The organism is Fontivita pretiosa (genome assembly GCF_050410795.1).
GTDB lineage: Bacteria > Planctomycetota > Phycisphaerae > Tepidisphaerales > Tepidisphaeraceae > Fontivita > Fontivita pretiosa.
On the sequence record NZ_CP191258.1, the window covers coordinates 14,391 to 40,158 of the forward strand.

Sequence of the window (25,768 nt, forward strand, 5' to 3'; positions counted from 1 at the left end):
CAGCCCCACCGCCTGCGGTTTGGCCGCAGCCGACTTCTACACGCCGGTATGCTGCGTCACCTGCTTCTGGCGATTGGTCATGTTCCTCAAGCGGTTGATCGCGGCCAGATAGGCCTGTGCACTGGCTTCCAGGATGTCCGTGCTCAGGCCGCGACCGCGCACCTTTCGCCCGCTGTGATCGATCTCGATCTGCACCTCGCCCAGTGCTTCCTTGCCCTTGGTCACGGCGCGGATCCGGTAGTCGCTGAGCGAAACACGAACCCCCGTCAGGCGCTGAATCGCCGAGTAGATCGCGTCCACGGGGCCATCTCCGATGCTTGCGTCCTGGATGATTTCGCCATTGCTGTCCTTGAGCGTGACGGTGGCGGTGGGCGTGCTGTTGGAGCCGGTCATGACCTGTAGCCCGACCAGTTCCCACAACCCGCGCGACAGTTCGAGCTGATCGTCGATCAGGGCTTCGATGTCCTCGTCGAAGACCTCCTTTTTCTTGTCCGCCAGCGCCTTGAACTTCACGAACGCCGCCTCCAGTTGCTCGTCGGTCAGGTTGGTATATCCAAGGGAATGGACGCGTTCGCGGAAGGCATGGCGCCCGCTGTGCTTGCCCAGCACCAGCGAATTGGTCGGCAGCCCGATTGTCTTGGGGTCCATGATCTCGTAGGTCTCGCGGTATTTCAGGATTCCATCCTGATGGATTCCGGATTCGTGTGCAAAGGCGTTCTGCCCCACGATCGCCTTGTTGCGCTGCACCACCAGCCCGGTGAGCGTGCTGACCATGCGGCTGGCGGGGTAAATCTTGGTGGTGTCGATGCGTGTGCCGACCTTGTAGTAGTCGTTTCGGACTTTCAGGGCCATGACGATCTCTTCCAGGGCGGCGTTTCCGGCGCGTTCGCCGATGCCGTTGATGGTGCATTCAACCTGGCGCGCGCCGTTTTCGATCGCCGCCAGTGAGTTGGCCACCGCCAGCCCCAGATCATCGTGGCAATGCGCCGAGAGGATGATGCCGCGCTGCCGCACCGCCGGGATCTTTTCCAGGATATGGGCGAAGATGAAGCCGTAGCCGGCCGGGGTCGCATAGCCAACCGTGTCGGGCATGTTGATGGTGGTGGCGCCGGCCTCGATGGCGGCATGGACGATCTCTTCGAGGAACTCCAGTTCGGTGCGGCTGGCATCTTCCGGGGAGAACTCCACATCGCTGGTGTACTCCAGGGCCTGTTTGATCGACTCCACCGCCAGTCGGATGATGTCCTCTTTCCCCTTTCGCAGCTTGTGCTCGCGGTGGATTTTGGAGGTGGCCAGAAAGACGTGAATGCGTGGTTTGGCGGCCGGCTTAACCGCCTGCCCGGCGCGCTCGATGTCCTTGGGCGTGCAACGCGCCAGCCCGCACACGACGCTGCGCGTCACCTGCGACGCGATTGCCCGGACCGACTCAAAGTCTCCTTCCGAGGCGATGGGGAAGCCGGCCTCGATGATGTCCACGCCCATGGCCTCGAGGTGTCGTGCGATCTCGACCTTTTCCGGGAGGGTGAGCGTAGCGCCGGGTGATTGCTCGCCGTCGCGCAATGTCGTGTCGAAGATTCGCACCATGTCCATGTGAGCGTCTCCTGTGGTTCGGTCCTGATCGCCGCCATGCCGGCAGCCTGACGATCCGCCGCCGCGTCGGCGGTTCATGCATTGCCCGAAAAGAAAAAGCCCTACGATCGTCGATCGTAGGGCCCGTCTTGCATCATCTGTTCACAGCGCGTTGCCTACGACCGCACGAAGGATCTCCCCCGGCCCGCAAGGGCCAGCAACAGCGAAAGTCGAATCCCTGTCCGCAGGTCGCGCTGCATAAGTCTGCGTTACCATAATCGGCAGATTGCTGCGATGTCAATACCCGGCCAATCTTTTTCCCTTGACAATCTCCCGTAAAACGCCACTCTGCTGCGTTTTGCAGATAATCGACCACCCCTTCGCGAGGATCCCGGAATGTCCAGACAATACGTTGCTCCGCCGCCGATGACGATCGACCTGAACCGCCAGTACACGGCCATCATCGACACCGCCCGCGGCAGGATCGTGTGCGAGTTGTTTGCCAAGGCCGCCCCCAAAACCGTGAACAACTTCGTGTTCCTCGCCAGAGAAAAGTTCTACGACGGAACCACGTTTCATCGGGTCATCGCCGACTTCATGATCCAGGGCGGGGATCCGACCGGCACCGGCCGCGGCGGACCGGGGTACCGTTTCGAAGACGAAGTCGGGCCCGACAAGCCCAGGCATCAACGCGGCTCACTGAGCATGGCCAACGCCGGCCCCAACACCAACGGCAGCCAGTTCTTCATCACTCACGTCGTCACCGATTGGCTCGACGGCAAGCACACCGTCTTCGGCCGGGTCAAACAGGGCCAGGATGTCGTCGATTCGATCCAGCAGGGCGACGTGATCAAGAGCGTAATGATCCAGGAGAGTTGATCGTCTTGGCGCGCACGTGCGATCGCCACGGTGCTCTGCCTACGCCACAGCGGCCGGCGCTGGCACAAGTCTGCCGAAAAGCGTAAGGTTTCGAGCGTCGGTGATCTGGACATCTAGGATCTGCCCCTTGAGCGAGGCTGGTCCATCAAAGCAGACGATCTGATCGCCGCGGGTGCGACCGACCAGTTGAGTTGTTCCATTGCGGGGCTGGTCGCTTTCCGGTCGGGCGGCGCGCGTTTCCCAGCCAAGCTCCACGACCCCGGATCCTTCCGCACGCGACTGCCGGCTCACCAGCTTGCTTTCCCCCTCCACGATGACTTCGACGGTCCGGCCAATCATCTGCCGGTTGTTCTCGGCACTGACCTGCGCCTGCACCGCCAGCAGCTCGTTGTTCCGCCGCCGCTTGACCTCCTCGGGAACATCATCCTCGAACCGGTCGATCGCGACCGTCCCCGGCCGCGGAGAGTACTTGAAAATGAAGCTGTTTTTGAACCGGCATCGGCGGATCATCTCGACGCTGGCGGCAAAGTCCTGCTCGGTCTCGGTGGGGAAGCCGACAATGAAGTCGCTGGCGATGCTGACATCGGGCATCATCTCTCGTGCCCGAGCGACAAACTCATAGTACTGCTGCGCCGTGTAACCGCGATTCATCAGCTTCAGAATCCGGTCGCTGCCGCTCTGGCTGGGCGCGTGCAGGTACCGGCAGATCCGCGGGCAGTCGCGCATGGCCTGAAGCGCCTCGTCCGTGAAATCGCGCGGGAAGCTCGTAACGAACCGCAGCCGCGGCAGCTCCGGCACCGCTTCGTGAACCTGGTACAGCAGATCGGCGAAGCTGACCTGGCGTCCATCGCCAAAGCGATAGTGATAGTGGTTGACTGTCTGGCCCAGAAGCGTGACTTCCTTCGCCCCTGCATCGACCAGCATCTTCACTTCCTGGATGATGTTCTGGGGAGGACGGTGCACCTCCGGGCCACGGGTGTATGGCACGACGCAGTACGTGCAGAACTTGTTGCACCCGCGGGTGATTCGCACATAGGCCTGGCTGACCTCGTCTCCCGGGGAGATGCTTCGTGACAGATCCAGCAGCTCCAGCCGGTCCTCCGCCGCCGCCAGCGTGCTGGATCGCCGGACGTTCGAGCCCATCAGGGCAACCTGGCGTTTGGACGCACGCCCGGGCGCGGAAGAATCCGTATCCGTGGCGGCATCAGTGGGGCTTTGAATCGGCTCTGCGGCCTGGGTCTTCTGTGAGGCGTTGGTGATGCATGCGTTGTGCACAAGGGTCGGAAGCTTGTCGAGTTCCGCCGGGCCGCACAGCACATCCACGTGCGGATAGCGAGCGAACAGCGCGGTTCCCTCGCGCTCGGCCATGCATCCGATCACGCCGATGACCAGATGCGGCTGCGCTTTCTTGCGCTCGCGCAGCTCCCCCAGGCGCGACCAGACCTTCTGCTCGGCGTGCTGGCGCACGGAACAGGTGTTGTAAAGGATCACATCCGCTTCGTCCCGGTCGAACACCTGCTCGTAGCCGTGCGCGCGAAGCTGGCCAAGCACCAGCTCGCTGTCCAGCACGTTCATCTGGCAGCCGAAGGTCTCCAGGTACAGCTTCCGCTTCATATGGCCATTGATCATATGCGATTCGCGCGTGCGGCGGCGAGTCGGCTCCGGCAAGATGGTCGCGATCAGGCTGTTGGGCCATGGATTCACTGCCCCGGCGGCGATTGCCAGACCACCGGCTGGGTCCAAGCCTGCTGTAGCTGCCCCTGCCAGACCGGAACCGGGTGCGGCCTGCTGGAAGTGATGATCGCGCGAACATAAAGCTCCTGCCCGTTGAGCCGGTAAACCGCGCGCAGACCCTGCACCGTCGCAAATGTTTTGCCGATCTGGTTGGAATAGACCTGCGTGGTGCGTTGCGTGGCAGGGCCGGGCGAGGCGGCAATGTCGGCGTCCTTCGGCGTGCCGACAAACTGCGTCGTGAACGTCGCCTCGCCATCCGGCTCGATCTGGATGCTCAGTTCTCCCGTCGTCGAATCAAACCGCACCTCACGAAGCGTTACGCCGGTCGAAGCGTAGAAGTCTCCAGCCTTGAGCGCGCGAATCAGCGACTCGGGCGTCAGGTGTCGGCAGCGAACCATGACCCATCCCCGCCCCGGAGAGCTGCGATCCATGCCGCCCTGGTGGTGGTGATGGCTATCGTCCGTAGCCAGACCATACAGCGGCGGCGCGTTGAACCGCTTCATGCGCAGTGTGTTGGCGATGTCCCACATCCGCTCGACGGGCAGATGCTGCTCGTCGCCAAGCTGGTTCACCATCGGATGCCCGTTGAAGACTTCGAAGAACTGATCCGACACGGCTTCGGCGATCTGCTCAGCCGTGATGGCCCACTGGAAATTCGGATGGTTCAGGTGCGGCAGGATCTGCTGCCCGGTGCGGTTGGATTGCTCCTGGATGGCGCGGAAGTTGTTCTCGATCGTGTTCACGATGCTCGTGCCCTTCTGGGGTTCGATCAGCTCCAGCAGGTTGGTGGCGTTGATGTGGATCGGCGCGCCTTCGAAGGCGTCGCTGATCTCCTCGGACTGGATCATGATGAACCGCCCGCGCTCTTCAACGAGCGATCGGAACTCACTGAGCGGCTTGAGACGAACCTCCCGTGCCCCGTCGTCGCCGGTGCGGAACTCCACCCAGTCTGGCCCGAAGCGCGCCAGGTACTTCTCCAGCGCGACCTTTCCGCCTCGCTGCTCGACGTAGGCGACTTTCGCCCATCGCTGTCCCTGGCTGAGGATGTTGTGGTCTGACAGCGCCAGGAAGTGATAGCCTCTGTCGCGGTACCACTCGGCGACCATCTCGGGGAAGTCATCCCCGTCGCTCCAGAATGTGTGAGTGTGCAGATTGCCCTTCCACCAGCGCGGCCCGGGATCGGCCGCGATGACCTGCTGCGCGAGGCTTGCCGCTGTTGTGTTGAGCAAGACCACCAACCCAATGTGCAGGAGCGCGCGTGCTACTGTCATAGGGGCCGGATTATACGCGCAAACACGGCGACGAAAGCCCGGCATCTCCCTGACGTCACACACTACGCCGCCGCCCGAGGTGTCGGCGTGTCGGCGATGTGTCGGATTGGGGTCCTTTCCCAGCGGTCCTCCGCAAGGCCCGGCGATCTACCTGGAGACCCCTCCAGGCAGGAACCCTTCCAGCTTCCGCGCTCGCACCGGATGCTGGAGCTTGCGGATGGCCTTGGCTTCGACCTGGCGGACGCGCTCCCGCGTAACCTTGAAGATCCTGCCCACCTCTTCAAGTGTGTAGGTGTATCCGTCGCCTATTCCGTATCGCAGCTTGATGATCTCGCGCTCACGGTAGGTCAGGGTCTTGAGCACCTGCTCGATCTTGTCCTTGAGCATCTCCTGCGTCGCGCAATCGACCGGATTTTCGGCCCTTTCGTCCTCGATGAAATCACCGAAGTAGCTGTCTTCGGATTCACCCACCGGACGGTCCAGCGAGATCGGATGCCGGCTGATCTTCAGAACCCGCCGGGTCTCGCTGACGGTCATCTTCGCCTTCTTGGCGATCTCCTCGATGGTGGGCTCGCGGCCAAGCTCCTGCATGAGCATCTTGCTGATGTTCCGCAGTTTGCTCATCGTCTCGATCATGTGCACCGGAATGCGGATCGTGCGGGCATGATCGGCGATGGCGCGGGTGATGGCCTGGCGAATCCACCACGTGGCGTAGGTGCTGAACTTGTACCCGCGGCGGTATTCATACTTGTCCACCGCACGCATCAGCCCCGTGTTGCCTTCCTGAATGATGTCCAGGAAGCTCAACCCGCGGTTGCGGTACTTCTTGGCAATCGAGACCACCAGCCTCAGGTTGCCGCCGCTGAGCTTGCGCTTGGCGTCCTCGTACTTGTTGTAGATCTTGCGGATCGCCACCACGCGCTTGTGCAGCGACTGCGCATCTTCCAGCACCAGATCTTCCAGCCCGGCCAGTTCCTGTTGGCAGACTTCCAGATCTTCCCCGGGATCGCGCAGTTTTTTCAGTTCTTCGATTCGCTGTTCCAGCTCGATCATCTTAGTGCTGATCGAGCTGAGTTTTTTCATCAGGGGAGTGACTTTGCTGGTGCGAAGGGAAAGCTCCTCCAGGAGCTTGACGGCACGACGCCTGCGGCGGCGAAGCGCCATCCGCAACTGTTCCTGTTCCTTTTTGGAAGGACTTTTCCTGAGTGCTTCCCAGTCGGCGCGGTTGCGTGCCAGCATCTGCCGCACCGAGTTCAGGTTCATCGGAATCCGCTGCCCGATCGTCGCCTTGTCCGCCTGGTCCTCCGCCGTGCTGATCTTCATCGTCCGATCGAACGGCAGATCGCCCTCGTCCACCTGCTGAAGGATCTCCACTGCCGCCTGAAGACAGTAATCGCTCTCCAGCACCTTGGAACGGAAGATCTTGCGGGTGATCTCGATCTTCTTGGCCAGGGCGATCTCCTGCTCGCGGGTCAGCAGCGGAATCTCGCCCATCTGCGTGAGATACATCCTCACCGGGTCGTCGATGCGTTTGGTGGACGCCTCGGCCAGCTCCTTTTCCAGATTCAGGTCGATCTCTTCGTCTTCTTCCGCGTCGGCGGGGGCAGGCGCCGCGCCACGAGCGGCGCTGCCGGGCGACTTGCCCAACTCGATCTGCTGCTTTTGCTGCGGCTGCTGCGATGGCTGCGCCTTGCCGCCACGACCCTTGGTCTGAAATTCCCCGACATCCGCCTCGTCGATGAGCTTGATGCCCATCTCATCGATCATCATCAGCAGCGAGTCGAGCTTGTCCGGTGAGACCACCTCGTCGGGCAGCCGTTCGTTAAGCTCTTCGTAGGTGAGATAACCTCGACTGGTGCCAAGGTTCAGCAGAGCGTTGACTCGATTGTCAACCTCTTCCTGAGAACCCGAACCGATCAGGGGAGTTTCGACGGTGGCTGTCTGTTCCTTCATGCTCATGCAGACCAATCCTCGCACGTTCCTGGCGTATCGCACGCGGCCCGCAGGCGATGCCAGAGCGTCACGATGAACCAATTGCGCTCCACTCCGCGCCTCGGGCACGACCGCTCAGCAAACCAAGACCATTCCCCATCCCCGCAGCCGGCCGCGCAGTCATCCGACCGGCGCGCACTCAATCAGTGTCTGGCGACCGACTGTCCGGCGATACGTTCCCGCAGCCCATTCTAGCCAGGCGCCCGCCGGATGTCCGGCTGACGCACCGTTTCCTGCAATTTGCGAAGCAGTTCGACTTCGTCAAGCTGCTTTGCCGATCCGGGCGAGCGCGACGGCAACGAACCGTTCGCGGCGCGCGCCTGCACCGCCGACGGATCGCTTGTACGTCGCAACTCCGCCACAAGTTTTCTCTCATCGGCGCGACGGCGGACCTGCCGCATGTGCTCCAACGCATCGTGCAGCGTCCGGTCCAGATCGCTCATCGCCTCCACTTCCTCCACCAGCGATGCCGCAAGGTCTTTTAACTGCGGATCCTCCAGCGCGCCCAACAGTTCATGGAACTGCGGCTCGCCCTCGTCTCGCTGCCAGTCCCAGTACACCTGCGCCAGCTTGCGGCGGTTTTCCTCCGTAAAGTCCTGAGGATGAATGACTTGCTGCGCCTGCGCCCATCGCCACGGCTCGGCCAGCAATACCCCAAGCACCCATCGTTCGGCACGATCCTCGGCACTGAGCGGCCGAGGCATGGAGTCTGCGATCTTCGGCTGATCGCCCGGCTGAACTTGAGCCGCCGGACCCGCCTGCACCGGCCGCGGTGCCGCGGGTCTGCGTCGCATCCGGAACCGGCGATTGAGCTCTTCAGCCGGAATCTCCGTCAGCCGGCTCACACGCGCCAACGCCGCTCCCCAGCGGATCGGGTCGATCGGACCCGCCCCGCGCGCCGCCGCCAGAACCTCCAGGTATTGCTCAACCGCCTTCTGCCGGCTGGTCAGCTCGCCACTATCCTGGAACTGATGCTGCAATTGCCGCCACTTGTAGCTCAGCGCGTCCTGCGCCGCCTGAAGCAACTGATTGAACTGCTCAAGCCCGTGCTGGATCAGAAATTCATCCGGATCCACCCCGCTGGGCATGGACGCGATCGCGATTTCCACAGGCTGGGTGAGGAACAGTTCGACGGCGCGGTTGACCGCCAGGTCGCCGGCGCTGTCGGCATCGAACAACAGCACGATCCGGTCGGCGAAGCGTCGCAGGATCGACACGTGCTGCTCGGTCAGCGCCGTGCCAAGCACCGACACCACATTGGTTGCGCCGTACTGGTGCGCCATCACCACGTCGGTGTAGCCCTCGACCACAGCGACCATGCGCTGCTCGACGATCTTCTGCCTCGCAAGGTCCAGTCCGAACACGCACCGGCTCTTGGAGAACAGCGGCGTCTCCGGACTGTTCAGATACTTCGCCGGATCAGTGGATCCAGGCATCGCGCGGCCCCCGAACGCGATGATGCGGCCCTGCTCATCCCGGATCGGAAACATGATCCGGTTTCGGAAGGTATCGTAGTAACCACCCCCATTCTCGCGAACCTTGACCAGCCCTGCTTCGGCAAGCTGCTGCGGCGAGAATCGCTTCATCGCCGCACTGCGCAGCAATGCATCCCAGCTATCGATTGCCAGACCGATCTGAAAACGTTTGAGCGTATCGACAGAAAAACCACGACGCGACAGGTAATCGCGCGCCGCAGCGCCCAATTGCGGATCAGCAAGCAACTTTTCAAAGAACCCGCAGGCCGCCGAATGCGCCTCCAGCAGCGACTGGCGCTGGCTGAGGTTCTGCCTGGATGAACCCAGCCGCGGCAGCTCGATGTTGTATTCTCGCGCGAGCTGCTGAAGCGCCTCGACGAAGTCGATGCGATCTCGCTTCATCACGAAGTCGATCGCATTGCCGCTTTCCCGACAACCGTAGCAGCGGAAGTAGCGCTTGGCCGGATCCACGGTAAACGACGGTGTCTTTTCATTATGAAAAGGACACAGTCCGACGTAGTTTCGCCCGCGCCGCTTCAGCTTTACGGTTCGCCCGATCAACTCCACCAGGTCCACCGCCTGGAGGACCATGGCCTTGGCGTCGTTGCTTGCGGTGGCAATTCCCATCGTGAGGCGATCCGCGCACAGCGTTACGACCGTGGCCCACCATCGCCGAATGCGCAGTTGCCGACCGACGGAGGTCAGCCCTCGTCCCTGAGGTCGCGTCCCAACTGCCTAAGCTTTTTAGCTGCAAGACTTAATGTGAAGAGCGATGGCGCGCTCTCGTGAAATATAGCACCGGTTAAGGAACTGGTCAAATAACGCGCAGCAATTGCGCAACATCAGGTGACACAGCTTACTAGCTGATGCTTCAGCACGCCGCCCCGCTTGCGATTTCGCGATATCTCTTGAGCGACAGGTCTGCCGCAGTGGCGGCAGTCCCCCCACAAATTGGCGGGCTTCACGCTTCCGGATCGTTCCACACCTTCGCGTACACGCGGGTGTCGCGCAGCACGCCATCCGGCCTGCGCTGATCGCAGCGGTGGATTCCCTCCAGCCCGAACCCGCACCGCTCCGCCACTCGCCAGCTTCGCTGATTCCGATCGTCCATGCAGATTTGCACGCGAACAAACCCCAGGCTCTCGTGAAGCAACTGCGTCAGCGCGCACACCGCCTCGGTCATGTACCCATGTCCGGTTTGATCCGTCCGCAGCCAATAGCCGATCTCCCCCGATGGCACCTTCCAGTCTAATTTGAAGGCCCCGATGCTGCCCAGATAGCGCCGGTCCGGGCGAGCCAGGATCACGAACTGCAACTGCTCGCGCGTGAGCCATTGCGCCGCCGAGCGACGGCACCACTCCTCGGCGTCGTTCTGGCTGTAATCCGGCCTGGCCCAGATCATCCAGCGCAGCAACTCGTTCAACGAGTCGCGCACCGCCGGAAAAACGATCGCCCCATCCCCCGGGCAGGGGGCGCGCAGGATCAGCCGCGGCGTCTCGAGCTGCTGCGGCAAATCCAGAAGCACAGGCCGTGGCGCATCACTCATCGTCTATCCTTCCGCGCACCGCCGCTACACTTCCCGGTCCACCGCCGCCGCCACACGTCGTATGCTCGCCATCAATTCCCTGAATTGCGCCAGCGTGATGGATTGCGCGCCGTCAGTCAGGGCGTGCTCGGGGTCGGGGTGCACTTCCAGCAGCAGTCCATCCGCTCCGCAGGCCACCGCCGCACGACACATCGGCTCGACCAGGTGCCGCTTGCCCGTTCCATGGCTCGGATCCACCACCACGGGAAGGTGCGATCGCCGATGCAGCTCCGGCACGATCGCCAGCGGCAGCGTGTTGCGCACGTAATCGTTCTCAAACGTGCGAATCCCGCGTTCGCACAGCATCACCTGCGTGTTGCCCCCGGCCAGCACGTACTCCGCCGCCAGCAGAAACTCCTCCAGCGTCGAGCTCATTCCGCGCTTCAACAAAACCGGCTTGCGCGTCTCGCCCACCTTGCTGAGCAGGTTGAAGTTCTGCATGTTGCGCGCGCCGATCTGTAGCACGTCGGCGTACTCCACCACCATTGGAATCTGTTCGATACTCATCACCTCCGTCACCACTGCCAGCCCCGTCTGCTCCCGCGCCTCGGCCAGGTACTTCAGTCCCTCCTCCGCCAGGCCCTGGAACGTGTACGGATTGGTCCGTGGCTTGAATGCCCCGCCACGCAAAGCCACTGCCCCGGCCTCCTTCACTGCATGCGCGGTCTCGAGCAACCGCGACCGATCCTCCACGCTGCAAGGCCCGGCAATCACCGCCACTTTCCGCCCCCCCACCACTCCACCCAGCCTTCCGCCCAATGGAACCAGCGTCCGCTCCTTGCGCACCTCCACCGAGGCCATCTTGTACGGCGCCAGGATCGGCACTACTTTGTCCACCCCCTCGATGGATTCCAGGGCCGTGCGGTCCTTAAACCGGTCGTCTCCGATAACCGCCACGACCGTGCGCTCCGTCCCGACGATCACATGATCCTTCAATCCCATCTCGCGCACCCGCTGCACGACGTGCTCGACCTGCTGGGGCGTACTGCCCGGCTTCATTACCACGACCATGGAGACAACCTCCGCCGTTCTGTTGCACTGTCGCAACCCATGCCGTTACCCAACAAAAAAGCCCCAGGACCGCGTCCTGAGGCTTGTCCATAATCCAATCTGGGTAAGTCAGCTCAGAACGCGGAATCTCGCCGCGGATAAAAATACCCGCCAAACCAAAACGAGAATCCGCAATTGAGCCGACTCATCGATTCACAAGCCTACCACAGCATCGCAGGATGTCAACCATTTTCAGCACGCGAACACAGCGTGCGCTTCCGACGATCCCTGCATCCTGAATGAGATGGTCTGTGCAGGTTTTGGCTCAGGCTCCCACCGGCGGGCGAACGGGTGAAGGCCGGGTTGGCCAGCCCGACCTGGCCTGCGGCAGCACCCCCAGCACCTCCTCCACGTATGCCTGAAGAACCTGTCCCACCGATCGCGCCGACGCAATCGCCCCGCCGGGATGATGCGGCGGATCCCCATCAAACAACTCGCAGATCTGTCCCACGCCGCGGTCCTGGAGATACATCAGGCAGCCTTCAAGCATGCCGCGAATCTCGTTGCGCGTCTGAATCGTACGCCCCTGCACGCGAGCCACCGCCGAACTCATCGGACCCAGCAGCCAGGGGTACGCCGATCCCTGGTGATACGCCCGGTCACGCGATACCACGTCGCCCGCATAATGCCCTCGATAGCTTGGATCCGAGCGAGCCAGCGTCCGCACCCCCATCGGCGTGAGCAGATCCCGACGGATCACCTCCAGCACCGGCGGCCAACGATCCGACGCCAGCACCGCGTGTGGCAGGCTGATCGCAAGCAGTTGGTTCGGGCGGATCGACGGATCGGCGCCACGATCCCCGATCACATCGAAGCAGCATCCGGACGACTCGTTCCAGAACCTCCGGTTGAACGCCAGCCGCACCGCCTCCGCCAGCCTCACGAATTCCCCGGCCCACACCAGCCGGTCGAATCGCGCGCAAAGGTCAGCGGCGATCCGCAGGGCGTTGTACCACAGCGCGTTCAGCTCGACGGGCCGGCCCTGTCGCGGCGTCACCACCCAGTCTCCCGTACGCGCGTCCATCCACGTCGTCGCCACGCCCGGCTCGTGGCTGGCCAACAGCCCGTCGGGATCCATCACGATCCCCAGGCTCGTGCCCGACTGGTAGCAGCGGATGATTCGCACCACCGTCTCGAACAACCGCTCACGAACCAGTGATTCATCGCCGGTGTATCGAAGCCACTCATGTACCGCGTTGACGAACCACAACGACGTGTCGGCGCCGAGATACTTCGGCGGCGATGCGTCCTCGGGAAATTCCGAAGGCATCACTCCCTCGCGCGCCAGCCCCGCCATCGTCTCAAGCAACTGACGCGCTTCGTCGAACCGACCGGGAATCAGCAACAGTCCGGTGAACGCGATCAGGGCGTCGCGTCCCGCCGGCGGCGACCAGGGGTACGAGGCCATCACGTTCATCGCGGCATCCGCCCCGGCACTGACAACCGCTTTGGGCAGGTGCAGGACAAACTGATCGGCAGCGCGCAACAACGCCTCCAGCGCCTGATCCGCCGCGCCGGTGACGATCGGCGCGCTTCGCGCCAGCTCGCGGGCCGCCTGCCGATCCGCTTCCGACAACACCCGATCCAGCTCGATCGGCTCGCTCGAGCAGACGAAATGCACGCTTTGTCCCGGGGCCAGCCGATACCGCACCACCCCCGGCATCCACAAATCCTCCAGTCCCGCGTATCCCCGCTCGCACTCGCGGCGATAGATCGTGGACATGTACCAGCAGCCGCCGGGCTCGAAGACTCCATCGTGCGCGAAGAAAACCTCAGGCGTGCGACTGGTCGGGGGAATGCGCTGCTGCCCCGGCGAGCGCGACTGCGCATCCAGTTGGCCATTCCACTGGTAGCACAGCTCGTGAATCCCGCGCAGCGCAAACAGCGGGCGAAGCTCCAGCACCACCGGCTTCTCGGCGCCCAGCAGCGTGTACGTCAGGCAAACCGTGTTCTCGCCGCAAAGCAGACGCAGGCTCTTTTCGATCGTCCAGCCCTCGCCCTGGTAGGCCCATCGCGGAAACGGCTCATCGCTGAACGCGCGCAGATGTTCATGTCCGTGAGGATGAATCGTTCCGGGGTACTCATTGCACGCCAGCGCGCTCTGGCGTTTCTGTGATGTCGTACCGCTTCCGACAACGCTGATCACCGTCTCCTCGACGCGCGACAGCAACACCATGCGTCGCACCGGCGGAGACATCGCCGCCACCAGCAGCCCGTGATATTTGCGAGTGTTCAACCCGACCGGCGTGGAGCAGGCAAACCCCCCGATCCCATTGGCGACCAGCCATTCGCGGGACAGCAGGTCGTCCAAACCCATCGCCGCAGCGCCCAGCAGTGCCATCGGTTCCTCCATGAAACGAGTGTCGCGTGCGGAGTATACCACGAACGCACAAATGCCAGTACTGCGACGCAAACACTCACGTGCCCGGGCGTGACCGGTTTTTCGGGACCGCCCAATTTCGACCGCACATCGCCAGCTTCCAGCAGGCTGAGCACTGCCCACTTGGGTACATGGCTTCCAAGGCCATGATCGCTTCGGCATTGTCGGGCTCCCAGCGTTTGCCTTTACCCTTCACCCGGTGAGGCACAACACGGCATTGACTCTCCATCGGCCCGCTGCCGATGTGCCAGCCGTTGGCCAGGAATTGCGGATAGCGGATCATCTCTCTGCGATCCGACACATATTCGATGAGCCGGTCCGTTTCCTGTCGCTTGGCTCGGCGTGTCTTGGAGCGAAGTTGTTTGCCGCTGGATCTGGTTGATGATCCAGGGTCCGCCGTCGATATTGCCCACACGCTGGTCCGCCGCCGCGAATCCCAGTCGCCAGGCCTCCCGACTCATCAGTCGTCCTGCACTGCGGCAATCGCCTCGGGTCACCGACACGTGTTTGTGCTCCAACTCGTGGTCGTAGAACATCACCGCCTTGAACTCCTTGTAACGCTGATCGGTTCCACGTTTGACCGGCCCCAGGCGGTGTTTGCGGCCTCCGCGGCCCTTGCGTTTGTCCAGCACCTTGCGGCGGCGGGCCTGCTTCTGGGCGTCGGTGATCGTCGGTGCCATAAACGCGTCGCTGCTGAGGTAGACCAACGACCGCCCGTCATCGGGACGCTTGCACTGGCTGGCGTGCCAGGTCGGCCCAAGCTGCCCCCTGCGCGACTGTTCCAGCACCGCCTTGCCGTCGCTCTCCACCGCCTGCCGCACCGTCTCGTGGGACAGGCTCAGTTGCGCCGCTTTTTTCAGGTTCTGGGCCGTCATCTCGAAGCTACGCGAGGCTCGGTTCAACTGGCAGCACAACTGCCGCGTGGCCAAACTGATCGTGTCATGAACCACATCCAGCAGATCATCGCTGGGCGTGACGTTGCCTTCGCCGCGGGAGTGATAGTGCCGGCGGCGAAGCTGCACCCGTCCGTTGACGCTCAGCGTCGAGCGTAAGGCGCTTCCCTTGTTCTGCTTTTTCCTGAGGGTTTGCCGGTCCACCGGGGGAAAAAGTCCCCTCCGCCTCGTCAATCCGCATCTGCAACGCCGTCTCGAACGTTTTACGCCGAAACTCCGTCATCGCCTCCAGCACCTGGACTTCGCTGCCGTTGATCCACTGTCCGTCAGGGGCCTGATTGACCGCCTCGGCCACCCGACGCATCGTCTGCTCGAATTCGATCTGCATCCGCTGAATGAACTGCTCGACAGGAAGATGAACTTGCCGATCCATGGCCATGCTCCTTGCGGCCACTCCTTGGCCGCCACACGAACAACCCCCAAAACAGAAGGTATTGTACCTCTATTCGGAACACCTCCCCCAAAACTGGCCACGCCCGGAGCGAACATCATGGCGTTCAGAAATACATATGGCTTTGCCGGGGCGCTCCGTTCTCTGGCTTGGTTGCTACTGCTGGCATGGTCGGCGAAGGCCGCGTCTGCCAGCTTCATTCCGATTTTCGAGTCTGCGGGGAACGGAACGTACAGCTACCAGCTAAACTTCGCGACGAACGGGTCGGAATGGTTGGCCAGAGGCGATTTCGTTACGCTCTACGACATCGGTGTGCCGGGGACGATCGCCGAGGTCTCGATACCCGGGGAGCCGGATTTCCTAACGGCATCGGTTCAGTTGCTCGGGCAGACGCCGGCGGGTCTGGTGGGGGCGGAAGGACTGGTAGATGATCCCGCGCTGCTCAATCTGACGGTCGCCTACGTCGGAACTCCGATCAGCGGCCCTGGAGCCATACAGAATATCAACGTCACGATCCCCGGCACGATGAATCTAACGCGCCTCGGCATCTTTACCAGCACTGACACGCTGGATGTCGGCGGACCACTTTACCAACTCGGCGCCGTGCCGGTGCCCGCCCTCGTGCCCGAGCCGGGGACGATGGGTTTGGCGGGCGTGCTGGTCGGCATTGTCGGACGACACTATCGTGCCCGGCGATGGATGAGTTGATCACCTTCAACGACAACGGTGGGTGGTCGTGGTTTCAGGATGAGCGGGCGATCTTCGATCCGGGGGCGGAGCGGGCGGGGAACAGCCAACCTCGCCTCCTCTTCCTTCTGATCCTCGCGCTGTCCCTGTGTGACATGATTAATCAGCAGCCGCCGGGACGGCGGCCACTACAGGGGCGGTACAGCGATTCGATAGAACCCCGCCAGGTCCTCGTGCAGCTTGGCCAACGACGCTCGAGTCAGGTACATCATGTGCCCCCCGTCATAGTAGAAGTGAGCGATGTTCTGCCGCTGCTGGCGCGACAGGGGTAACTGATTGATCGTGTAATCCGCGGCGGCGAAGGGGGTGGCCAAATCGTGCCAGCCGCTGCACACGGCGACGCGCATCGCCGGCACCTTCGCCATCGCCGACCGCAACGCGGGGCTCACATCAAGATACCCCTCGCGATCGTCCCGGCCGGGGTCGAACGTGTGTGTCAGAAACTCATACGTCAGGTCCGTCTGGAAATTCAACTCCCGCCGAACGTAGTCGTTGAATGTCGTGCTGAACACGCCGAAGTACCCGTGCATGCTCGGGTCGAAGTCAGGTCGATCGCTCAGCGGATCGGCATCCGGCGCGGTGATTCGGCCATCCATCCGCCCGACGATCTTCCCCTGCTCGCGCAGCAGCGCCTTCTGAAAGCGCCCCGGCGGAACCTTCAGGTTGGCCCGATCCAGGTATTCCATCGGCAGCCCCGTGTATCGCGACAGTTGCCGCGCGATGCCCCGCCTGGCTTGCTCGTCAAGATCCGTCCCCTTCATCAATGCCGGCAGGTAGTGCTCGAACGCCCAGCGCTCGACTTGCTCGAGCAGCTCGGCCAGCCGCATCTGCTGAAGCTCCGGCGGCAGCCGCTTGTGGTAGTGTGCCACGGCGGTGTAGCTCGGAAGCCAGAGCGGATATGGCGTATCGTTGCCCGGACGAAACTGAAGCGTCTGAAAATTCAGGACCGTCGAGATGAGCACGATGCCGTTGACGGCGATGCCGAATCGGTCGTTCAGATGCTCGCTCAGGCCGGCGGCGCGGGTCGTGCCGTAGCTTTCGCCCGCGATGAACTTGGGGCTCAGCCATCTGCCCGACTGGTTGAGGTACAGCCGGATCACGTCGGCCACCGACGCGATGTCCCCCTGCACGCTGTAGAACTCCTTGGCGCGGTCGGGATTCTCGGCGCGGCTGAACCCCGTGCCGACCGGATCGATGAAAACCAGGTCAGTGAAATCCAGCCAGGTGCACGGGTTGTCCTGAAGCTGATACGGCGGCGCGGGCAGCGAGCCGTCATCGGGCATGACGACGCGCTTCGGCCCGGCGGTGCCCAGGTGCAGCCACACCGAAGCGGCGCCCGGGCCGCCGTTGAACACGAACGTGATCGGACGATCGATGCGCGATGCGGGGCGTGTGGATGACTCCGTGGCCGGACGCGTCGTCGGCTGCTCAACCGGCTCCTGCGGCGTCAGCTCATACGCCATGAAGAACACCTTCGCCCGTGGCTTGTCCTCGGGATCTTTCAGGCGGATGTACCCGGCGGTTGCGGTGTAACGCAGCGTGCGGTCGGGCAAACGAAGCTCGTGCTGCGTCACAACATTTCCCTGGGAGTCCTGCGAATCCGCGGTCGCCGATGTTGCCGGCTGCCGCGCGGCCAGCGGCGAACCGACGAGCAGAAGAACCAGACCTGCCATCGCGATCAAGCGCCCGTTCTGCATTACGCGAATCTCCCTGACTGAGATCATCTGGTCGCCAGCATGATCAGGTCGGTGCTGGCGGCGCGGTCGTAGGCCGACCGCTGATAGTCGCCAAAGAATTCGACCGAGACTGCGCCGGCGGCGCGCGCGATACGGTGCAGTTCCTCGGCCTCCAGACCAAGGAAAGGCACCGATTCGCTGCGCAGCGTTGGCTGGTGGGTGTCCAGTCGCGTCGCCAGCACGTTGACATATCCCCGATCGCCGCAGCGCTGCACGCCCTTGATGATCAGGCTGTCTCCGGCGCCGGGCAGTTGGACTCGCCGGCACTTCTGCCAGACGCACGGTCCATCCGGCAGCTTCCAGAGGTTGAGCACGTGCACGAGCACCGCCCCGCCGTCGCGACGGACTGCTGCCAGCATCGCCGACAGCGCGCGGGCGACGGTGGCGCGATCCGGCGCCAGGGCGAGCGACTGGCCGATGCACACGATCACGTCGAAAGGCCGCGACGATTCGCCTCCGGCCAGAATCGACTGATCGAAGGCGCGCACGATCCATCGCAGCGAATCGGACTGCCCCCAGCGGGAGCGGCAACGTTCGATCATCGCCGCGCTGACATCCGCCGCTTCCACCTCCATCCCCCAGGAATGAAACATCGCCGCGTGATGCCCCGTGCCGCAGGCCGCGTCGAGCACACGCCGTGCCCCGACGCGCTCGAACACCCACCGAAACAGCGGCTGCTCGTTGGCCAGACGCCTGGGCCAGTCGATCATCGCCTCGTAGATCTCGGCCAGCTCATCGAACTCGTGCTGCGGCATGCTGCCCAATCCTCTCGATCAAGCCCTGAATCAGCGACATCATATCGCGGATGTCCTGCGGCGACGCCGGACGGCTGCTGACCAGCACCATCCTTGGGCCGTGCAACTGCCAGTGCCGTGGCGGGCCGGCCAGCAGACACTCGATCACGCGTGGCGTAAGCAGATCGTAGGCGAACTTGCGATCCTCGCACTTGACGTGATACCGCCTGCTGAACTCATCGGAGGGAAAGTCGATGTCGTCGTAGCCGATCATCGCCGCCAGCTTGTCGAAAAACCCCTCGGGGCGCATTGTCAGCCGCGGGAATGAAAACCGCGGGACTGTCGCCGCCACGATGGTCATGCGGTGGGTCCGCTTGTTCTTGCCGCTGCCGGTCGTATAGCGGTGATCGAAAATCTCCCAGTGAATTGTTGTCGGGCGATCGGTGACACCGCTGAGCAGATTGAAACTGGTGTGAAATCTGCCCGCGTCCATGGGCCAGATTCCCGTGTACCGCGATTCAAGGTCGGATGGCTCGGGGTCAAATGCAAAACCCAGGGATGGCGCCAGCTCGAACATCTGCTGCTGCCGTTTCCGGTGCAAGTATCGTCCGATGATCGCGGTGATGACCACGATCGCGACGATCAGTGAGATGATGATGAGAACCTGCATGTGTTCCAGGCTCACAGCGCCAGCAGCTCGTCGACGCGCGCGAAGCTGTACCCCCGCCGCTTCAATTCCTCGATCAATGGCTCAAGCAGCTTCCATGTCTTGTCCTGTCGCTGCGAGCCGAGATGCAGAAGCAGCAGAAACCCGTTCAGTCCATGCGGATCTTTCGTGCGGTCGCGCTCGTAGGCCAGGATGTCTTCGATGATCCGCTGCGCCGGCACGTAGCTGCGATGTCCCTCGGGCGCCCAGTCGCGGTTGGATCCGGTGCCCGGCGTGAAGTTGAACAGCAGCACATTCATCGCGCCAGCCCAGCGTGACTGATCGGCGTTGTACCACTCGTACGGTGGAATGAAATAGACAACCTCAGACGCATCCGGCAACGCCCCCAGCGATCGCAGATCGGCGATGTTCTTCTGGAGATCACTCTTGAAGAACGCCTCGGTCACGAGCGTTTTCGAGCGGTCCTCCCACGCACAATACAGAGGGTGCCAGTCCGAGTGCGGGCCCAGGTAGTGACCGTCGGCGATCATGCGCTTCAGCGCGTCCTGATGCTCGGGCTTGCGGAGGAACTCACCGGTGACGAAGAAGCTGGCCTTGAGGTTCTGACGGGCCAGGACATCCAGAATGTGGCGGGCGCCTTCGCCGTACTCGCCGCCGGTGAAGATCAGCGACAGTCGATCGAGTGACACGTCGCCACGGACGACCCCGCCCTGGACGACTGTCCAGGGTTTGCTTCGCAGCAGGTCCGTCCAATGGCTTGGCGCGTGTCGCATGACCAGACGGCAGATAAGCATGCCCGCCGGCGCGCCGTCAGGCAAGCGCGACGTCTAATCGATCGGGCAGCAGATATAATTGATGCTATGCCGCTTGTTTCCGATTGCTGCATCTGCCTGCGAAAAACCGAGTACAGCGAGACATCGCAGATTCTCATGCTCCTGGGACGGGAGCACGGCATCGTCCGCGTCATTGCCAAGGGAGCCCACCGCAAAACCAGGGCCGGCGCGAGCAGATTTGACGGCGGCGTGGATCTTCTGGACCTCGGCCAAGCAGTCCTGACGTACGCCCCGGAGCGGGAGCTGGGCACCTTGTGCGAGTGGAGCCTGCGTGAGGGGCATCTGGCGTTGCGGCGCAATCTGCGGGCGCTGTATCTGGCGCTTTACGCGGCGGAGCTGACCAGCCTGCTGTTCGAGGAGCACGACCCGCATCCGGAGCTGTTCGACCGGCTGGAACAGACGCTGCGCGAGCTGCCCTCGCCCCGGATCGAGCAGGTGTTTCTGGCCTTTGAGCTGGATCTGCTGCGCGAGGCGGGTTATGTGCCGCAGCTCAGCGAGTGCGTGATGTGCGGCTCGAGCTCGCTGGAGCGGGCGTACTTTTCCGCGGCCCGGGGCGGGGTGGTGTGTCGCAACTGCGAGCAGTTGGCCCCGGATCGGATTGTGATCGATCCCAGGCTCCTGCGGCTGGTCCAGACGATGAGCCGCCTGCCGCGAACCAACGGCTCTCCGCAGCGGTTGCCGCAGCTCACACGATATCAGACCGATCCGATCAACAAGCTGCTGGCCGAGCATGTCGAGCACACGCTTTCGCGGCGGCTGCGGATGCGAAGCTACGTCTTGAGCTGAGGCGTCCGATGCGCCCGCGGGCACGCGGGATCGTGTGTTGTGTTTATCGTGCGGGCTGTTCGGCAATGAAGCTGCGCAGCTCCTCCAGCAGCATGGCGACCTGCTCGACTTCCGCCTGACGCTGCGCGATCTGCTGCTGATCCACGCGTCCCTGCCCGCGATACTGGTGATGTTGAGCCACATCGGGCGACCAGTAGGCATGGCCGCCGGAAGCATAGGCGGCCGTCTGCCGCGTTGCGCGGAGCAGCGCCTCCGCCGCCGACAGCAGATCAGCAGCCTCAAGCGACGGTTGCGCCGCGAGGAACTCCGCCGCCGTTCGCATCAGTTCGGCGGTAAGCTGTCGGCGACGTGAGATGTGGTTGATGAAATCGACGAGCCACTTCTGATGCTGCGCAGTCATGCCGCGCTCGCACAGCAGTGCGATACCGAGCTTCCACAGCCCCGGCGGCACCGCATCCCGCAGCGCGGCGGCCAGCGAAGGCTCCGGACCCTGCTCCAGACGCAGCAGTCGCACGAACCGGTCCACCATGACTTCGTGCAGACTCAGGCTCGCCTGCTCGCCATCCGGCAGGCGCACGACGGCGTGAGGCAACTCGGCTGCAAGCTCGTGGATGATCTGCGCGACCTGCTGCTGTGTCGGATGCCAGTGGAAAAGCAGGTCCGCCAGCTCGGCGCGCTCCTCGATCGTCGGCGTGAAGACCGGACCGAAGACCACGTCCAGCTCATAATCTTCCAGCACGTCGGCGGCGCACAGGAGCAAGGAGCGCAGATCGGCGTTGTGCTCGGCCAGGTGCGATGCGATCTGCCGCTGGGTTTGCGGCTTGAGCAGCCTTGGACGGCGGAGCATCTCCGCCAGTCGCTGTTTGAGCTGTTGGTACATCGGCCTGGCTCCGGCTCGTGTTGATGGTGCCATCGTATCGCGCAAAGCGAGCGGAAGACCAGGCCGGCCGCGCGACACGGCCAGCCTGGCAACGCCGCGGCACGGCGAGCCTCAGACATGCGCCGCCACGCGAGCCAGCCGCCCGGCGTGGATGGTCAGCTCGACCTTCGGCCGGGACTGCGCCAGCTCCGCCTCCACCGCCGCCCGCACACGGTCCATTTTGGGATACCTGACCTCACGATAGCCACATACTTCCTCTGCGCAGCGCAGAATCCGCACAGCGCGGTCGTAATCGTTCTGAAGATCGACGCGATCGAGCAGGCGGATATACCAGTCGCGGAACGCGACCTCGCGGGCGTGCCAGCCGGGCAGACGCCGCCACCACTTCATCCGCCGCACGATCTTCAGCATCCAGTCGGTGGTGGTGATGTTGAACCGGATTCGCCGTTTGCCGATGTTGAACTCCGGGCGGGTGTGATGACGGTAGACGATCCGGTCGCCGTTGGCTTCGTCAACCCCGTACTTGGCGATGTCGCGCTGCTTTTTCTCGTAACGGGTCAGCAGATAGGCCACGTATGGCTCATCCTTGATCAGCATCACCTTGGCCAGGCCCCAGATGGCCGCATGGGTGGCGGCGAAACGGCGCGACGCCGAATCGCTCTGGTACACTTTGCGAACCAGTTCGATATAACGCCGGGCGAAGTGATGATCCTCGTACTGCATCAGGTCGTAGATGCGCAGCGCCAGGTCGTACTTTGATCGTTCCGGCAGCTCGGGCATGTGCCGCATCGCACCGGTAACCAGCATCTCGAAGCGCTCTGCGGCGAGTTTTCCGGTCCAGCTCGTTTTGCGGAGGATTCGTGACTTGTTGGTCAGAAGCTGCTGCCAGGTCAGCGGCTCGGGCTTCTTCGGCAATGCACGCGGCTCCAGCGCCAGCTTGCGGCCGATGTTGAAGGCCTTGATGTTCTTTCGCTGATCGCGGCGAATGGTGTCACGGATGGCCCAGCCGATGGCGCTGGCACTGACGGGGATCAGCCCGAGCTGATACGCCACGCCCAGCATCATGATGTTCACGAACTGCTTGGAGCCCAGCCGCTGCTCGCACAGCTCCGAGAGGTTTTTGGCATACGAGCGATCAGGATGACAGTGCTGCAGGATCTCATCGCGCAGCTTTTCAGGATCGAAGTCCTGCCGGCCCAGCAGCGTCGCGACGGTCGGCTGCTTGTGCAGGTTCAGGACCGCCGCCGTGCGTTCGGGGGTGGCGACGCGGAACTGCTCGCGAGGATCGATCGCCCGCGCCGCTTCCAGAATGTCAATCCCCAGCAGCAGGTCCGCCCGGCCATAGGGGATCAGGCCGGTGGTTGGATACAGTTGTTCGGTGACGCGGCTGGCGTCATCGTCGCGGTCGTTGACCCACGCAATCTGCGAGTAGACCCCGCCATTGCGAATGGCCAGACCTTTCTTGTCGGAGAAGACCACGCGATAACCCTGCTTGTGTCCCGCGCGCACGAGGATGGCGGCGACGACGCCGATGCCCATGCCCCCCACACCCGCCATGTGCACGCGCCACGTGCTGCCCGGCCGGCCCATTTCGTACACCGGCACAGGATCCGGCAGCTTGTCCAGGTCCATCTTCGGCAGGCTGTATCGCTTGCGCCGCGAGCGAATGACGGTGACCTGCTCGAAACTGGGGCAGGGCTTGACGCCCCTGCCGTACTCGTTGCTGACGCGCACCCGCTCGCAGGCGCCGTCGTTCACGCACCAGGTCAGATCAGTATCGATCTTTCGACCGTAATCCGTGTCGATCACCGTCAGCCCGGGACATGCCGTGGCCCCGGTGCATTCCAGGCAGTTCTCGCACACCTCAGGTGTGATGTTCATGAACGTCTTGCGCGGCACGAAGCCCCCGTGCTCGCGGGCCAGACGACGCTCCTCCCTGGCCTGGCGACGGTAGTACGTGATGCCGCATTCCTTGTCGGCGATGATCACCTTCACCCCGTCGCGCAGGATCGTCCGCTCCAGCGTCGCCTGGTACTTTTCACGGTTGGCCGGCGAGAGCTTCTCCACCGTCAGCGGACTGGTTCCGGCCATCGCCCGGACGATCGACTCGATGTCCTGGATGTACGAGCGGTTGCCCAGCACATCCAGCTCGGTGCCGGGGTGTTCCTGATGCCCGGTCATCGCCGTCGTCTTGTTCTCCAGGATGATGAAGGTGATGTCCTGGTTGGCCTTGATCGCGTTGCTGATCGCGATCTGCCCGGAGTGGAAGAAGGTGCCATCGCCCATGAACACGATCTGTTTGTTGGTGATGAACGGGTCGATGCCGCTGCCGGTGCCCCCGCCCAGGCCCATGCCGCTGTAATTGTGCATGAGCTGTTCGGTGGGCGGGAACATCAGCATGGTGTAGCACCCGGTGTCGCCGTGCGCCACCAGATCCACCGGCCCGCGATTGTGCACACGCCGCATGTATTCGGGATCCTTGAGATTTCGGCGAAGCTCCAGCAGCGTCGAAGAGCTGTCGCGATGCGGACAGCCGGGGCAGAACGTCGGCGTGCGCGGCACGATGTTCGGACTGATCACCTCCAGCCTGGGCCTGCTCAGCCTGCGCAGCAGATCCAGCTCGGCACTGAGTCTTCCGTCGCGCAGTTCGGCAGGGATATCCGCGGTGCCACGAATCAGCGGAATCAGCAGTTGCGCCAGCAGCGACGGATTCAGTCCGCGCGCTTCGGGAATGCCCGGCACGGTGGGACGGGCTTCGGGGCCGTTTGCTGAACCGTCTGGAGGCTGCGAGCCCGCGGAACGCGGCGCGGGGAATGCCTTGCCGAACAGCCGCGCCGACAGCGCCGCGGCCTGCTCGTGCGGCAAGGCGTGGAACAGCGAATCGCGAATGTTCTTCTCCAGGAAGCTGCGCCGCTCCTCGATCACGATCATGTCACGGCACAGACTCGCAAACTCGCGCACGAGTTCCACGTCCGCCGGATAACTCATCCCCATGTACAGGATCGGGAAGCAGCCCAGCAAACCCAGGTCGTACAGCACCTGCTCCAGGTAGGGCCCGGCCATTCCGGTCACGATGAACCCCAGCGGCGGCACTGAGTCACGGGCGTCTGGGGCGAGCTGAGTGGTCCCGCTGTCCGGCGTGGTGCGCAGGGGCGAGCCGCCCGCGACGCGATGGACGATGCGGTTGATGCCAAGCCTGCGGGCCGCGGCGATGGTTTGCGCGAAGCGCTGCGGGATCCTCAGCTCCTGCTGCCAGGTTCTTGGCGGCAGCAGCACCTTGTTCAGGTCGATCTGCGAGGTGTCCAGCGCGATCTTCTGCTTCGTGTTGATGCTGGGAAACTGATTCGGACGGCACTCGACAGTACCCCCGCCGTCGGCCTGCGGCGTGGTCACGATATACCCGATGTACAGTCCCGCCGCCTGCGAAAGCTTGAAACTCAGCTCGATCCAGTCCTTGACCTGCTGGGGCGAACCTGGCTCGACAACGGGCATGCGCAGATGCTCGCAGAGGAATCGGCTGTCGGCCGGGACCTGAGTCGATTCGCACCACGGGTCGTCACCCATGATGATGACGGCGCCGCCCTGGGGATGGGCGCCGGCGAGGTTTCCCAGCGCCAGGGCGTCGGAGGCGACGTGCACGCCGACACTCTTCATCGCCGCCACCGCGCGGCACGGTGCCATCTGCGATCCGTTGACCGCCGCCACCGCCAGCGCCTCGTTGTTCGCCTGAAACGCGCGGATGCCCCTGTCCTTCAGCAGAGGCGCAATCTCGCCGATGCAGTCGAAAAAGCCGGCAATGGGAGAGCCCGGGTAGCCGGTCAGCAGGTGTACCCCGCCCTCGGTCTCCAGGCACCCTTTGACGAGCAGTTCGTTGCCGATGAAGACTTCGCGACCGGATTCGGTCAGGAAGCGCGGATCGATACCGGTGGCCATGACAGTCTATCCTTCCGCGGGGAGGCAGGAACAGGGATGAAAGATGAAGGATGAGCAGATTTCGGAACCGAATCTGTTTTTCATCCTTCTGTCTTCACCGTTCGTCCCTTCTGCGCTCTCGGCGTGGCTTACCCTCGGAGTTCCGTGTGGGCAGGAGACGCCGTTTTGCACCG

18 protein-coding genes are annotated in these 25,768 nt (G+C 63.2%); 3 read left to right on the plus strand and 15 right to left on the minus strand.

Features of this window, described 5'->3' with window-relative positions:
* Window positions 1–36 precede the first annotated feature (36 nt).
* Complete coding sequence (locus tag ACQS5P_RS00095; protein ID WP_428938869.1) at window positions 37–1,590, minus strand: 2-isopropylmalate synthase; 1,554 nt, start codon at window positions 1,588–1,590, stop codon at window positions 37–39.
* A gap of 375 nt (window positions 1,591–1,965) precedes the next feature.
* Between ACQS5P_RS00095 and ACQS5P_RS00100 the strand changes: the two genes are divergently transcribed.
* Complete coding sequence (locus ACQS5P_RS00100; RefSeq protein WP_428938870.1) at window positions 1,966–2,448, plus strand: peptidylprolyl isomerase; 483 nt, start codon at window positions 1,966–1,968, stop codon at window positions 2,446–2,448.
* A 39-nt stretch (window positions 2,449–2,487) separates the two neighbouring features.
* Here ACQS5P_RS00100 and ACQS5P_RS00105 read toward each other — a convergent pair whose 3' ends face one another.
* From ACQS5P_RS00105 to ACQS5P_RS00140, 8 genes are all read right to left on the minus strand, one after another.
* Window positions 2,488–4,062: a MiaB/RimO family radical SAM methylthiotransferase gene (locus ACQS5P_RS00105; protein ID WP_428938871.1), complete on the minus strand. Its 1,575-nt coding sequence runs from the start codon at window positions 4,060–4,062 to the stop codon at window positions 2,488–2,490.
* An 86-nt stretch (window positions 4,063–4,148) separates the two neighbouring features.
* Window positions 4,149–5,417: a hypothetical protein gene (locus ACQS5P_RS00110; RefSeq protein WP_428941056.1), complete on the minus strand. Its 1,269-nt coding sequence runs from the start codon at window positions 5,415–5,417 to the stop codon at window positions 4,149–4,151.
* A 183-nt stretch (window positions 5,418–5,600) separates the two neighbouring features.
* Entirely contained in the window at window positions 5,601–7,406 is a 1,806-nt protein-coding gene (rpoD, locus tag ACQS5P_RS00115) for an RNA polymerase sigma factor RpoD (protein WP_428941057.1), read from the minus strand.
* Between the two features lie 230 nt (window positions 7,407–7,636).
* Window positions 7,637–9,547: a DNA primase gene (dnaG, locus tag ACQS5P_RS00120; protein ID WP_428938872.1), complete on the minus strand. Its 1,911-nt coding sequence runs from the start codon at window positions 9,545–9,547 to the stop codon at window positions 7,637–7,639.
* Between the two features lie 334 nt (window positions 9,548–9,881).
* The gene (locus tag ACQS5P_RS00125; RefSeq protein WP_428938873.1) at window positions 9,882–10,466 is read right to left on the minus strand and encodes a GNAT family N-acetyltransferase; all 585 of its coding nucleotides are present in this window, start codon (window positions 10,464–10,466) and stop codon (window positions 9,882–9,884) included.
* 24 nt (window positions 10,467–10,490) lie between these two features.
* The gene (gene aroF / locus ACQS5P_RS00130) at window positions 10,491–11,516 is read right to left on the minus strand and encodes a 3-deoxy-7-phosphoheptulonate synthase (RefSeq protein WP_428938874.1); all 1,026 of its coding nucleotides are present in this window, start codon (window positions 11,514–11,516) and stop codon (window positions 10,491–10,493) included.
* Window positions 11,517–11,820: 304 nt separating this feature from the next.
* Window positions 11,821–13,896 carry an amylo-alpha-1,6-glucosidase gene (locus tag ACQS5P_RS00135; RefSeq protein ID WP_428938875.1) on the minus strand — a complete coding sequence of 692 codons (2,076 nt, stop codon included), beginning with the start codon at window positions 13,894–13,896 and terminating at the stop codon, window positions 11,821–11,823.
* Window positions 13,897–14,120: 224 nt separating this feature from the next.
* Window positions 14,121–15,032: a hypothetical protein gene (locus ACQS5P_RS00140; RefSeq protein ID WP_428938876.1), complete on the minus strand. Its 912-nt coding sequence runs from the start codon at window positions 15,030–15,032 to the stop codon at window positions 14,121–14,123.
* Between ACQS5P_RS00140 and ACQS5P_RS00145 the strand changes: the two genes are divergently transcribed.
* On the plus strand, window positions 14,998–15,987 hold the full coding sequence (locus ACQS5P_RS00145; RefSeq protein WP_428938877.1) for a PEP-CTERM sorting domain-containing protein: 990 nt from the start codon (window positions 14,998–15,000) through the stop codon (window positions 15,985–15,987). The genes ACQS5P_RS00140 and ACQS5P_RS00145 overlap by 35 nt on opposite strands.
* A gap of 167 nt (window positions 15,988–16,154) precedes the next feature.
* Here ACQS5P_RS00145 and ACQS5P_RS00150 read toward each other — a convergent pair whose 3' ends face one another.
* From ACQS5P_RS00150 to ACQS5P_RS00165, 4 genes are read right to left on the minus strand one after another with little or no spacing between them, the layout of a single operon-like run.
* Window positions 16,155–17,699 carry a S10 family peptidase gene (locus ACQS5P_RS00150; RefSeq protein WP_428938878.1) on the minus strand — a complete coding sequence of 515 codons (1,545 nt, stop codon included), beginning with the start codon at window positions 17,697–17,699 and terminating at the stop codon, window positions 16,155–16,157.
* Between the two features lie 47 nt (window positions 17,700–17,746).
* A complete protein-coding gene (locus ACQS5P_RS00155) occupies window positions 17,747–18,517 on the minus strand; it encodes a class I SAM-dependent methyltransferase (RefSeq protein WP_428938879.1) in 771 nt (256 codons plus the stop codon).
* Window positions 18,495–19,166 (minus strand): hypothetical protein, encoded by a 672-nt coding sequence (locus ACQS5P_RS00160; RefSeq protein WP_428938880.1) that lies wholly within the window; start codon window positions 19,164–19,166, stop codon window positions 18,495–18,497. The genes ACQS5P_RS00155 and ACQS5P_RS00160 overlap by 23 nt, the downstream gene beginning before the upstream one ends.
* A gap of 11 nt (window positions 19,167–19,177) precedes the next feature.
* Window positions 19,178–19,936: a polysaccharide deacetylase family protein gene (locus ACQS5P_RS00165; protein WP_428938881.1), complete on the minus strand. Its 759-nt coding sequence runs from the start codon at window positions 19,934–19,936 to the stop codon at window positions 19,178–19,180.
* An 87-nt stretch (window positions 19,937–20,023) separates the two neighbouring features.
* On the opposite strand from ACQS5P_RS00165, the gene recO reads away from it, so the two are divergent.
* Window positions 20,024–20,782, plus strand: a complete 759-nt coding sequence (gene recO, locus ACQS5P_RS00170; protein ID WP_428938882.1) for a DNA repair protein RecO — start codon at window positions 20,024–20,026, stop codon at window positions 20,780–20,782.
* A gap of 43 nt (window positions 20,783–20,825) precedes the next feature.
* On the opposite strand, the gene ACQS5P_RS00175 is transcribed toward recO, so the two are convergent.
* Window positions 20,826–21,662, minus strand: a complete 837-nt coding sequence (locus ACQS5P_RS00175; protein ID WP_428938883.1) for a hypothetical protein — start codon at window positions 21,660–21,662, stop codon at window positions 20,826–20,828.
* Between the two features lie 111 nt (window positions 21,663–21,773).
* The gene (locus ACQS5P_RS00180; RefSeq protein WP_428938884.1) at window positions 21,774–25,595 is read right to left on the minus strand and encodes a DUF6537 domain-containing protein; all 3,822 of its coding nucleotides are present in this window, start codon (window positions 25,593–25,595) and stop codon (window positions 21,774–21,776) included.
* Between the last annotated feature and the right edge of the window lie 173 nt (window positions 25,596–25,768).

Coding starts and splice junctions, on each gene's coding strand:
- ACQS5P_RS00105 (WP_428938871.1), bottom strand. CDS start 4,062: ATGAAGCGGAAGCTGTACCTGGAGACCTTCGGCTGCCAGATGAACGTG.
- dnaG (WP_428938872.1), bottom strand. CDS start 9,547: ATGGGAATTGCCACCGCAAGCAACGACGCCAAGGCCATGGTCCTCCAG.
- recO (WP_428938882.1), top strand. CDS start 20,024: ATGCCGCTTGTTTCCGATTGCTGCATCTGCCTGCGAAAAACCGAGTAC.
- ACQS5P_RS00125 (WP_428938873.1), bottom strand. CDS start 10,466: ATGAGTGATGCGCCACGGCCTGTGCTTCTGGATTTGCCGCAGCAGCTC.
- ACQS5P_RS00180 (WP_428938884.1), bottom strand. CDS start 25,595: ATGGCCACCGGTATCGATCCGCGCTTCCTGACCGAATCCGGTCGCGAA.
- ACQS5P_RS00150 (WP_428938878.1), bottom strand. CDS start 17,699: ATGGCAGGTCTGGTTCTTCTGCTCGTCGGTTCGCCGCTGGCCGCGCGG.
- ACQS5P_RS00155 (WP_428938879.1), bottom strand. CDS start 18,517: ATGCCGCAGCACGAGTTCGATGAGCTGGCCGAGATCTACGAGGCGATG.
- ACQS5P_RS00100 (WP_428938870.1), top strand. CDS start 1,966: ATGTCCAGACAATACGTTGCTCCGCCGCCGATGACGATCGACCTGAAC.
- ACQS5P_RS00135 (WP_428938875.1), bottom strand. CDS start 13,896: ATGGCACTGCTGGGCGCTGCGGCGATGGGTTTGGACGACCTGCTGTCC.
- ACQS5P_RS00175 (WP_428938883.1), bottom strand. CDS start 21,662: ATGTACCAACAGCTCAAACAGCGACTGGCGGAGATGCTCCGCCGTCCA.
- rpoD (WP_428941057.1), bottom strand. CDS start 7,406: ATGAAGGAACAGACAGCCACCGTCGAAACTCCCCTGATCGGTTCGGGT.
- ACQS5P_RS00160 (WP_428938880.1), bottom strand. CDS start 19,166: ATGCAGGTTCTCATCATCATCTCACTGATCGTCGCGATCGTGGTCATC.
- aroF (WP_428938874.1), bottom strand. CDS start 11,516: ATGGTCGTGGTAATGAAGCCGGGCAGTACGCCCCAGCAGGTCGAGCAC.
- ACQS5P_RS00165 (WP_428938881.1), bottom strand. CDS start 19,936: ATGCGACACGCGCCAAGCCATTGGACGGACCTGCTGCGAAGCAAACCC.
- ACQS5P_RS00095 (WP_428938869.1), bottom strand. CDS start 1,590: ATGGACATGGTGCGAATCTTCGACACGACATTGCGCGACGGCGAGCAA.